Annotated in this window: 8 protein-coding genes; 6 read left to right on the top strand and 2 right to left on the bottom strand. The window is 62.9% G+C overall.

Annotation, left to right across the window (positions count from 1 at the left end; genetic code table 11):
• Positions 1 to 61 precede the first annotated feature (61 nt).
• The gene (locus JN280_RS30850; RefSeq protein ID WP_202307920.1) at positions 62 to 1,087 is read right to left on the bottom strand and encodes an ABC transporter substrate-binding protein; all 1,026 of its coding nucleotides are present in this window, start codon (positions 1,085 to 1,087) and stop codon (positions 62 to 64) included.
• Between the two features lie 524 nt (positions 1,088 to 1,611).
• Here JN280_RS30850 and ugpB point away from each other — a divergent pair.
• From ugpB to JN280_RS30820, 6 genes are all read left to right on the top strand, one after another.
• Positions 1,612 to 2,922 carry a sn-glycerol-3-phosphate ABC transporter substrate-binding protein UgpB gene (gene ugpB, locus JN280_RS30845; protein WP_202307919.1) on the top strand — a complete coding sequence of 437 codons (1,311 nt, stop codon included), beginning with the start codon at positions 1,612 to 1,614 and terminating at the stop codon, positions 2,920 to 2,922.
• A 304-nt stretch (positions 2,923 to 3,226) separates the two neighbouring features.
• A complete protein-coding gene (gene ugpA / locus JN280_RS30840) occupies positions 3,227 to 4,111 on the top strand; it encodes a sn-glycerol-3-phosphate ABC transporter permease UgpA (protein ID WP_202307918.1) in 885 nt (294 codons plus the stop codon).
• A gap of 85 nt (positions 4,112 to 4,196) precedes the next feature.
• Complete coding sequence (gene ugpE / locus JN280_RS30835) at positions 4,197 to 5,045, top strand: sn-glycerol-3-phosphate ABC transporter permease UgpE (protein ID WP_202315134.1); 849 nt, start codon at positions 4,197 to 4,199, stop codon at positions 5,043 to 5,045.
• 4 nt (positions 5,046 to 5,049) lie between these two features.
• A complete protein-coding gene (gene ugpC / locus JN280_RS30830) occupies positions 5,050 to 6,084 on the top strand; it encodes a sn-glycerol-3-phosphate ABC transporter ATP-binding protein UgpC (protein ID WP_202307916.1) in 1,035 nt (344 codons plus the stop codon).
• 332 nt (positions 6,085 to 6,416) lie between these two features.
• Entirely contained in the window at positions 6,417 to 9,143 is a 2,727-nt protein-coding gene (locus tag JN280_RS30825; protein ID WP_202307914.1) for an ATP-binding cassette domain-containing protein, read from the top strand.
• Positions 9,144 to 9,161: 18 nt separating this feature from the next.
• Complete coding sequence (locus JN280_RS30820) at positions 9,162 to 9,623, top strand: cyclic nucleotide-binding domain-containing protein (RefSeq protein WP_202307912.1); 462 nt, start codon at positions 9,162 to 9,164, stop codon at positions 9,621 to 9,623.
• Positions 9,624 to 10,472: 849 nt separating this feature from the next.
• On the opposite strand, the gene JN280_RS30815 is transcribed toward JN280_RS30820, so the two are convergent.
• The gene (locus JN280_RS30815) at positions 10,473 to 10,859 is read right to left on the bottom strand and encodes a DUF3307 domain-containing protein (RefSeq protein ID WP_202307910.1); all 387 of its coding nucleotides are present in this window, start codon (positions 10,857 to 10,859) and stop codon (positions 10,473 to 10,475) included.
• Positions 10,860 to 10,874 lie beyond the last annotated feature (15 nt).

The following is a 10,874-nucleotide window of genomic DNA, read 5'->3' as shown; positions in this document are numbered from 1 at the left end:
TCGATACGGTTCGGGCGCCCAACGGCAATGTACCATTCGGCGCCCGAGCCTTGGGAGGAACTTACTTGAAGAGGGCTTCGGCTTCCGGAATGGAAAGCTGGCTGGTGTAGGAATAATAGCCCGGCTTGCCTTCCAGCGCCTTCGCAGCCTCGGCGAGGTTCTTGCTGTCGATGAAGGGGATCGGCAGATAAAGCGCATTGCCGTACTGGCCTGCCGTGGCGGGCTCCTTCAGTTCCTTGCCCTGGAGCATCAGCACCGCGACGTTGAGGGCGCTCGCCATCACGCCGGGAGGATTGACCGAAGCGCCGGAATTCAACTTGTCCTTCGTCCACAGATCGATGAAGTCCTTGCGGATCTCGCCGGTCGCGGCGATGTCGCTGGCCTTGCCAGCATCGATGATCGACTTCCAGGCGCCGGCGGCCATGCCGTCCTGCACCCAGACGCCGTTGATGTCGGGGTAGGTGGCGAGCAGGTTCTGCATGGCCTGCTGTCCCTGCGCCTGATCCCAGTTGGCATTCACTTCGTTGACGACCTTGATGTCCGGATACTGGCTGAAGACCTCCTTGTAGCCGGCGACGCGCATCTCGTTGGCCGGATGGCCGGCGACGCCGTTGATCGCAACCACATTGCCCTTGCCGCCCAGCGTCTCGGCCAGCCATTTGGCGCCGGCCGCGCCCCAGGCCTTCTGGTCGATGCCGACGTAGGTGGCATCCGGCGAGGAGACTTCGGCGTCGGTCGAGATCACCAGGATACCGGCTTCCTTGGCTTGGGCGAAGACCGGGTCGAAGGCGGTCGGGCTGTTCGGATTGATGATGATCGCGTCGACGCCTTCGCTGATGAAGTTTCTGATATGGGCGATCTGACCGGGCACGTCGACATTGGCGCTCTGCACCACGACCTCGACCTTCTGCCCCTTGTCCCCCCATGCGGCGGCGGCAGCCTTGGCCTCATCGATCATCTGTGTACGCCATTCGGAGCCCACCCAGCCGTTCGACAGGCCGATCTTGAGGTCCTTTGCCTCGGCCGAGAACACTGAAACGGCGATTGCCGCCGCGGTGGAAAGCGCGAGCGCGGTCAATTTTTTCATAAAAGAACCCTCCCTTTGGAATTGGATGAAATCGATTGTAAGCGAAAAATGAAATCGATTTCAAGGCAGGATTTTTACCCTTTCGGCGTTGTCCCTGGGGGATATGCGGCCATTCTCCCTTGAAGAGTTCGGGGCGATCCGGAAATACGGCGCCCGGGTGCCCCGGTTCGGCCGCCCGACGGCCGGCAGAATCCTCCCGGGAGCGTCGCTTGGCGAACTCGGCCTGGAATCGGGTCGGTCACATATCGTCGATCATCTGGACGGCAGAGGGCCGCGGAACACGCGATTCAGCATTCGAATGATTTTCGCAATCGCGCTCGTCGGCATTGATCGAAATTGGAACGATGGTAGAGATGGCGGCGGCGGATCGCGGCCGGGCAGCGGAGCATGGCGCGCCGCCCGTCAGGGGACGTCGCGCATGGGCGAACCCCAACCTTGAAAAAAACCGTTGTCCGATCGCGGCTTAGGACACATACTCCGACCCCGCGAAACTGATGCTTCGCCAATGAAAACGGGAGAGAAACATGAAAATTCAGTGCTTCGTGGCCGGTGTCGCCGCCAGTTTCACCTTGCTTTCGACTTCTTCCTCCTATGCCGTGACCGAGATCTCGTGGTGGCACGCGATGACCGGAGCCAACAACGAAGTCGTCGAAACGCTGTCCAAGGAGTTCAACGAGAGCCAGAGCGACTACAAGATCGTTCCGGTCTTCAAGGGCACCTATCCGGAAACGCTGAACGCCGGCATCGCCGCCTTCCGTGCCGGACAGGCGCCCGATATCATGCAGGTCTTCGACGCCGGGACGGGCGTCATGATGGCGGCTGAGCAGGCGATCAAGCCGGTGGCCGAGATCCTGTCCATGGGCGGGGGGACCTTCGACAAGAGCCAGTACCTGCCGGGTATCGTCTCCTACTATTCCAAGCCGGACGGCACCATGCTGTCGTTCCCCTATAACTCGTCCTCGCCGATCCTCTACTACAACAAGGACATCTTCCAGAAGGCCGGTCTCGACGTCGACAATCCGCCCAAGACCTGGCCCGAGGTCTGGGAGGCGGCGAAGAAGATCAAGACCAGCGGTGCGGCACCCTGCGGCTTCACCTCGACCTGGCTCACCTGGATCCATACCGAGAATTTCGCTGCCTGGAACAACCTTTCCTATGGCACGAACGAGAACGGCATCGCCGGCACCGATGTCGAGCTGAAGATCAATTCGCCAATCTTCGTGAAGCACTTCCAGGAACTGGCCGACCTCGCCAAGGACGGCACCTTCAAATATGGCGGACGCACCTCGGAGGCGAAGCAGGTCTTCCTCGCCGGCGAATGCGGTATCTTCACCGAATCGTCCGGCGGTCTCGGCGACATCGTCAAATCGGGCATGAACTATGGCACGGGCCAGCTGCCTTACGAGCCGGAAGCCGAGGGCGCGCCGCAAAACACGATCCCCGGCGGGGCGAGCCTGTGGGTCTTCGCCGGCAAGTCGGACGAGCAGTACAAGGGTGTCGCGGCCTTCTTCAATTTCCTGTCGCAGACCGCGGTCCAGGCGAAGCTGCACCAGGTGTCGGGCTACCTGCCGGTCACGCTGGCGGCTTATGAAGAGACCAAGAAGTCCGGCTTCTACGAGAAGAACCCGGCCCGCGAGATCCCGCTCAAGCAGATGATGGGCAAGCAGCCGACCGAGAATTCGAAGGGCGTGCGTGTGATCAATCTTCCGCAGGTGCGCGACATCCAGAACGAGGAGTTCGAGAAGATGCTGGCCGGACAGCAGACCGCGCAGCAGGCGCTCGACAACGCGGTCGCGCGCGGCAATGCGTCGATCAAGGAAGCGCTGGCGAACTGACGTCGTCCAGCCGGTTTCGTCCTTTGGCGATTGCGCGCCGGAACGAACGGAGCGCGGCTTAAGGCATGTCTCCCGAAAGTGGGTACCGGTTTCGGGATAAAGACATGCGTCAAATCAAAGACCTACAGCGTGTTGCGTGAAATCCGTTTTCACGCAACACGCTGTAGGAGTTTCCTCTCCCCTTCACGGGGAATGGAAAGGGTGGGAGGCTGACTTGAAGCTTCGCCCCTGCCTGCCGGCATCTTTTCCCGAGAAGGACGAGGGAGAAGACGCATCGCCGTAACCATCCGCCCCAGGAGCCAGCGTGTCGCCCCGTGTCGTTTTTCCCAACAAGGTGCTGCCATATCTGCTGCTCGCGCCGCAACTGGCCATTACCTTGATCTTCTTCTACTGGCCCGCCAGCCAGGCGCTCTACCAGTCGCTGCTGAAGGAGGACCCGTTCGGGCTGAGGAGCCGCTTCGTCTGGTTCGCCAATTTCTCGAAGGTGCTCTCCGACCCGAACTATCTCAACTCGGTCAACGTGACCGTGGTTTTTTCAGTCGCAACGGCGGCGGTCGCCATGACCGTGGCATTGCTGCTGGCCGTCATGGCCGATCGGGTGGTGCGGGGACGCGGCTTCTACCGCACCCTGATGATCTGGCCCTATGCCGTGGCCCCGGCGATCGCCGGCATGCTGTGGCTGTTCCTGTTCAATCCGTCGATCGGTTCGCTGGCCTATGGGCTGCGCTGGCTCGGCATCCGCTGGGACCCGCTTCTCGACGGCCCGCAGGCGATGATGCTGGTTGTGGCGGCCGCTGCCTGGAAGCAGATCAGCTACAACTTCCTCTTCTTCGTCGCCGGCCTGCAGGCGATCCCGAAGACGCTGATCGAGGCCGCGGCAATCGACGGGGCCGGGCCGACCAAGCGGTTCTGGACGATCGTATTTCCACTGCTTGCGCCGACCACCTTCTTCCTGCTCGTGGTCAACACCGTCTACGCCTTCTTCGACACTTTCGGCATCATTCATGCGGTGACCGGCGGCGGCCCCGGCAAGGCCACCGAGACGCTGGTCTACAAGGTCTACAATGACGGCTTCGTCAATCTGATCGTCGGCGATTCCGCAGCTCAGTCGGTGATCCTGATGGTCATCGTAATTGCGCTGACGGCCGTCCAGTTCCGCTATGTGGAAAGGAAGGTGCATTATGGCTGACGCGCGGCCGGCCGGCTCGCCGCTGGCGCGAGGCGGCACGATCGAAAATGCGCGCCGGGCCGGCCCGGCGGCGGCGCAGGGCGGCATGATCGAGAACGCCCCGGTCCGCACCGCGATCGCGCATCTGGTGCTGGTGCTCGGGCTGCTGATCGTCGCCTTTCCGATCTACTACACCTTCGTCGCCTCGACGCAGTCGCTGCAGACCATCCTGCGTCCGCCGCTGCCGCTCCTGCCCGGCGACCAGTTCGTGGAGAACTATTCGGCGGCTCTGTTCGGCGGCGTCGGCCGCATCGGCGGGGTGGGTGTGGGAACCCTGCTCTTCAACACGACGGTGGTCGCTTTCGCCATCGCTGTCGGCAAGATCGTGATCTCGATCCTGTCGGCCTATGCGATCGTTTTCTTCCGTTTCCCGTTCCGCATGACCTTTTTCTGGCTGATCTTCATCACGCTGATGCTGCCGGTGGAGGTGCGCATCGTGCCGACCTACAAGGTGATGGTCGATTTCGGCCTGATCGACACCTATACCGGTCTGACGCTGCCGCTGATGGCGTCGGCAACCGCGACGCTTCTGTTCCGCCAGTTCTTCCTGACCATTCCGGGAGAACTGGTCGAGGCGGCCCGGGTCGACGGGGCGGGGCCATTCCGGTTCTTCCGCGACATCCTGCTGCCGCTGTCGCGGACCAACATGGCGGCGCTGTTCGTCATCCTCTTCATCTATGGTTGGACCCAGTATCTGTGGCCGCTGATGGTCACCAACCGCAACGACATGAACACCATCGTCATCGCCTTGCGGAAGATGATCTCCTTCGCCGATGCCGACACCGAGTGGCACCTGGTGATGGTGACGTCGATGCTCGCCATCGTGCCCCCGATCCTGGTCGTGGTGCTGATGCAACGCTGGTTCGTGCGCGGCCTGGTCGAAACGGAGAAATGAGCGCGTGGCGACTGTCGAACTGAAGGATGTACGCAAGATCTATCACGGCGGCGTCGAGGCGGTGAAAGGCGTCTCGATCGCCATTCCCGACCGCGCGCTCTGCGTCCTGGTCGGCCCGTCGGGATGCGGGAAGTCGACGCTGCTGCGCATGATCGCGGGGCTGGAGTCGATTTCGGCCGGCGATGTGTCGATCGACGGCAAGGTGGTCAATTCGATCGGCCCGACCGAGCGCGACATCGCCATGGTGTTCCAGAACTATGCGCTCTACCCGCATATGAAGGTCTATGACAACATGGCCTATGGCCTGAGAAACCGGGGCACGCCGAAGGACGAGATCGACCGGCGGGTGCGTGACACCGCCAAGACGCTGGAACTGTCGCATCTGCTCGACCGCCGGCCGCGCGAACTGTCCGGCGGCCAGCGCCAGAGGGTCGCCATGGGCCGGGCAATCGTGCGCAATCCGAAGGTTTTCCTCTTCGACGAGCCGCTCTCCAACCTGGATGCCAAGCTGCGCGGACAGATGCGCGTCGAGATCAGGAACCTGCAGCGCTCGCTTGGCGTCACCAGCGTCTATGTCACCCATGATCAGCTGGAGGCGATGACGCTGGCCGACATGCTTGTCGTCATGAATGCCGGCGTCGTGGAGCAGATCGGGGCGCCGCTCGACGTCTATGAGAGGCCTGCCTCGACCTTCGTGGCGAGCTTCATCGGGGCGCCGCCGATGAACCTGATTCCGGTCGTGCGGCTCCAGCCTGGCGTGAATTCTCCCGGGTTTCCGGACGGCGCCGCGACGCTCGGTTTTCGTCCGGAAGATGTCGCTATGTCCAGCGGGCACAAGCCTGGCAGCTTGTCGCTTGAAGCAACGGTGGAAGGGATCGAGCCTGTCGGCGCCGAGAGTTTCCTCTATTGCACCACCATAGGCGAGCGGGTCGTCCTCAGGGTGCCCGGGCGCGCCGCGGCGCAGCCCGGGGACCGGCTGTTGACGACGGTCGACGCCGCGAAGCTCCATTGGTTCGACGGCAAGGGCAAGCGCCTTTGATTTCCTGCCGGAGGCGTCCTGGACGACGCCTCGCACGCTCGCCCCGAAGACGACAGCCACCGGGCGCTACATTGAGGTCGGGGCCGCCAGCAATCGTGTTGGCTTGCTCCTCTATCGCCTATGCCCCGATGCTCACCAAATCGGCATCACCAGCATTCCCGAATCCCCATGGACGAAAGTGCCTGCGCGAACTAGCGTCTCGTCGAAAGGGGCCTTCAGAGTGCACGCATCCTTTTGGATGGGCAAAGGACGATCTAATAATTTGAACCGACGCATCATACTTTCCGAAAATCGGTCTCGGTTTTCGGGCCGAAGCGATAACCGGAGCGGTGATGGAGAAGAGTCTCCTCAGATATACCTGGGTCCACAGCCGGGCGCTGCAGATCTGGATTTTCGCGGTCATCGTCGCTTCGATGCCGCTCTACTACTATTCGCTCGAACTGCCGAAGCAGATCATCAACGGTCCGATCCAGGGGCAGGGCTTCCAGTCCGCCGCCGATACCCAGACTTTCCTCAGGATCGTGCTGCCGTTCTCGGAGAGCCTGACGGGCAGTCCGGTCGTGGTCTTCGAGGGCTTCGAGATGACGCGCATGACGCTGCTCTATGCGCTGTGTTTCGTCTACACCGCGCTGCTCGTGCTCAACGGCTGGTTCAAGCTCTACATCAACACCTATAAGGGCAAGTCGGGCGAGCGTGTGCTGCGCCGCATGCGCTACGAGATGTTCGACCGCGTCCTGCGCTTCCCGGTTTGGCGCGCACGCCAGGTCAAGGCGTCGGAAGTGGCCGGGATCATCAAGGATGAAGTCGATCCTCTTTCCGAATTCATCGGTGATGCTTTCTCGGCCCCCTTGTTCCTTGCCGGCCAGGCGCTCACCGCACTCGTCTTCCTATTCGCGCAGAACACGCTGTTCGGCATCCTGACCGTCGCCGTTATCGGCCTGCAAGTGTGGATCATCCCCAGGCTGCGACGCCGTCTGCTCGAGCTCGGCAAGCAAAGGCAATTGACCGCGCGCGCCATGGCAGGGCGCATCGGCGAAGTCGTCCAGGGCATCGACGACATCCATCTCAACGACACGTCGAACCTGGCGCGTGCGGAAATGTCGGGCCGGCTGAGCAACATCTTCTTCATCCGGCTGGAGCTGTTCAAACGCAAGTTCTCGGTGAAGTTCCTCAACAACCTGCTGATGCAGATCCTGTCGGTGATCTATTACATCGTCGGCGGCTATTTCGTGATCTCGGGCCGGCTCGACATCGGCGCGCTTGTCGCCTCGATCTCCGCCTACAAGGATCTGCCGACGCCCGTGAAAGGCCTGATCGATTGGGACCAGCAGCGGCTCATGGCGCAGCAGCGCTACGCCAATGCGATCGAGGACTTCTCCCGCGATGACCTTCTCCCGGCCAAGGTGCAGGATCCCGCGGTGCCGGCCGGCCGCATCGCCGGCGGCTTCGAACTGCGCAACGTGGCCTTTCACGAAGAAGGCGTGTCGACCCGGCTGGAGAACGTCACGGCGCGGTTGGCGCTCGGCGAGACCGTGGCGATCGTCGCCGAGCCGCCGCAAAGCGCGACCGTCTTTCTCGAATTGTGCGTGCGTCTGCTGTCGCCGGTCAGCGGTCAAATCCTGCTTGACGGCAGCGAATTGAAGAACACGCCCGAGGCCGTCACCGGGCGCAGCATAGGCTATGCCGACAGCGGTGTGGTTCTGCCGGGCGGCACGATCGAGGACTGCCTGCTGGAAGTTCTGAAGAACCGGCCCGTGCCCGCGCAGCGGGTGCCTGGAGAGCGTACGGCGCGGGAGACCGCATGGCTTATCGAAGCCCGTGCTTCGGGCAATTCGGAGTTCGACGTCAACGACGACTGGATCGACCGGGCGCGGATCGGAACGCCGACCGACGCCGCATTGCTCGAGCACATCCAGCACGTGGCTCGCACGGCCGGGCTGCAGGGCGACATCCTCGAGATCGGCCTGAACAGCCGCATCCGCGCCGAGGACGTCGAGCGGATCGCCGCGGTCATCGGCAGAGCTCGGACCTTGCTGCGCGACAAGCTGGACGCGGCCGGCCTGGCCGGCCTGGTCGAGCAGTTCCACGTCGCGCGCTACAATTCACAGGCATCGGTGGCGGAGAACATCCTGTTCGGTATGCCCGTCGACCCGACCTTTGCGCCGCAGGCCTTGCCCGGCAACGCCATGGTTCGCGATCTCCTGCGGGAAGAAGGCCTGCAGGAGCCGCTTGTTTCGCTCGGCCTCGAGATCGCGCGAACCTTCACGGACATGTTCGCCGACCTGTCGTCCGCCAGCCCGCTCTTTGACCAGGCAGCCGGCATGACGCCGGAGCGCATCGCGATGCTGGCGCAGGTCGTGACCCGGGTGGATACTTCGGGCCTTGCAGGCGCCGGAAAGGCCGATTTAGACGAGTTGATGGCGCTCTCCATGGCCTATGTCGAGCCGAGCTATCGCTTCGGCCTGTTGGACGAGGCCCTCAAGGCCAAGGTCCTGTCCGCGCGCGGACGACTGCACGATGAGCTGTCGAGATCGGCCGAGCCCAAAGTCGTCTTCAACGACTACGACACTTACAATCCGTCTCTGACGATCGCCGACAACATCCTGTTCGGCCGGATCGAAACCAACCTGGTCGGCGGCCGCACCCGCATCATCGCCGCCGTCACCGAGGTCCTGGCCGAGCTCGGCCTGTCGGATGCCGCGTTCCGGGCCGGCCTCGCCTTCGACGTCGGCACGGGCGGCCGGGCGCTGTCGGAGGCGCAACGCCAGAAGCTTCGCCTCGCGCGGGCATTGATGAAGAAACCCGACTTTCTGGTCCTCAACCGGGCTTGCGCGGCGTTGCCGCCGCGTGAACAGCGTGTGATCCTGGAAGCTGTCCTGGCCGACGCCAGGGAACGCGCGGACAGCCGCCCGGGCATCATCTGCGCGCCGGCCGACCGGGGCGACGTGATGCTCTTCGACCGTGTGGTGTTCCTTCAGCATGGCCGCGTCGTCGAGGAGGGTTCGCCCAAGGTCCTTCTGGAAACTCGCCGGGAATTCGCTAAGTTAGTAGAAGGCTGATGGTCTTACGGGGCTAACATGACATCGCTCAATGAAGAGGTGATCCTGCTGCGCAGTGTGCCGTTCTTTTCCTCCATGGAGGACGGGAAGCTCAAGCTGCTTGCCTATACGTCCGAGAAGCAGGGCTTCGAGGATGGCGAGGTGGTCTTCCGGCAGGGGTCGGCCAGTGGTGATGCCTACTTCATCCTGAGGGGCGAAGTCGATGTCGTCACCGAGACAAACGGCCATGAGAGGGTCGTGGCCCATCTGCCGCAGCATTCGCTGTTCGGCGAGATCGCGATCTTTTGCGAGGTGCCGCGCACCGCAACGGTGCGCGCCAGCGGAAACCTGCTTACGCTGCGCATCCGCAAGGACCGGTTTCTCGAACTGATCTCGGAGTCCCCGGGCGCGGCCCTGCAGATCATGCGCGTTCTCGCGCAGAGGCTCGCCAACACGACCAGCGACCTGACGGCCGCGCTCGAGGCGCGCAACAGTCACTGATACCAATGGCACTCTACGGCATGCACACATCTCTGCAGTCGATCAATCCTTGATGACCACCGTTGACACCGGCGCCGCCACAGTGAATTTTTGACGCCTGCTTTCAACGTGATGAACTACGCCCGCCGGCTCCGCTGCCGAGGATGCACCTATCCGCAGAACGAGGCGGGCCGTCCCGGCAGGCGGTCCTCTCCGATCCTTTCACGCGATGTCGGTAGCCAGGCGAGGGCGGCGCAAACGCTGCAAGCATTGCCCCGTCATCCCGCCTTCGACGGCATGCCGAAATAACAGGCCCGTCCTGTTAATTTCCAGTTTTCTACAGGACGCCGGCCGTCCGGGCTCGGTTGTCGCCGGCCGAAAAACAGGAGCCGGGCAGCTACGCGTCAGACCAATGGCAGTGGATGCGCATATGTCGGTTTGCACTGAGAGGCGCGACGTGGAGGTCCCCCTCTCCACGTTTTTCACGGGGGGTGCGAAGGACGGGCGAGACCCGTGGCGCGCCCCGCAACCGGTAAGGGTGAGCGGCCTTCTTGGGCCTCTGGGCGGCGCCCTTCATCTGCCTGCCGAGACGCCTCGCCTCGTTCTGTTGAGATAGGTGCAACCCATAGCTGGCACTGGATGTTGAACACATCCAGGCCCGGTGGATGCTGCGCATCCACCTTACCTCAATCGCCGGCGCGGCCCTCCGGTCCCCCAGGCTTCCGGGGCAGCGGGCGTGGGCGGCGCGGTCGCGGGCTCCAACGATTTCGTCGATCGTTGGTGTGATTACGCGTCCGGGCCGTTCGGCTCTCGCGCCAACAGGGGCGGCACGCAGGCACGCTCCGACGGTCAATCTCATCGACCGTTGCTTTACATGCCGTGCGCAGATGTGAGCACGACATAGACCATCACCGCATAGGTGATCTGGTGCAGAAGCTGGTCGGCACCGTGCGCCGCCCAGAACGGGGCCGAGGTGATGTCGGCCGGCCGGTTCCTCGACCATGCCGCCTTGCCGAAGTCGATGAGGTAATGCACCACCGCCTCGGCGATGAGAAGCACCGCCATCATTGCCGCAGGCACGCCGGCGAGGATGAGTACGATGAGCGAACCGACGGCGTGAACACCGACATGGCAATAGCCGCCAGGCTTGCGGAAGCTCGCCTTGCCGGCAAGCATCCACCGGGTCTGCAGCAGATAGTCCGCCACGAAATGCTTGGTCTGGAGCCCGACAAGAAGAAGGAGCAGATAGGTCGCCATGCTGCATCATATTCG

The organism is Mesorhizobium sp. L-8-10 (assembly GCF_016756635.1).
GTDB lineage: Bacteria > Pseudomonadota > Alphaproteobacteria > Rhizobiales > Rhizobiaceae.
Note: the sequence above shows the minus strand (reverse complement) of the source record. Positions and strands in the feature narration are given on the sequence as shown.

What these genes read in the sequence shown, in the direction of transcription:
- JN280_RS30850 (WP_202307920.1), bottom strand. Translation starts at nt 1,087, where the DNA reads ATGAAAAAATTGACCGCGCTCGCGCTTTCCACCGCGGCGGCAATCGCC.
- ugpB (WP_202307919.1), top strand. Translation starts at nt 1,612, where the DNA reads ATGAAAATTCAGTGCTTCGTGGCCGGTGTCGCCGCCAGTTTCACCTTG.
- ugpE (WP_202315134.1), top strand. Translation starts at nt 4,197, where the DNA reads ATGATCGAGAACGCCCCGGTCCGCACCGCGATCGCGCATCTGGTGCTG.
- JN280_RS30825 (WP_202307914.1), top strand. Translation starts at nt 6,417, where the DNA reads ATGGAGAAGAGTCTCCTCAGATATACCTGGGTCCACAGCCGGGCGCTG.
- JN280_RS30820 (WP_202307912.1), top strand. Translation starts at nt 9,162, where the DNA reads ATGACATCGCTCAATGAAGAGGTGATCCTGCTGCGCAGTGTGCCGTTC.
- JN280_RS30815 (WP_202307910.1), bottom strand. Translation starts at nt 10,859, where the DNA reads ATGGCGACCTATCTGCTCCTTCTTCTTGTCGGGCTCCAGACCAAGCAT.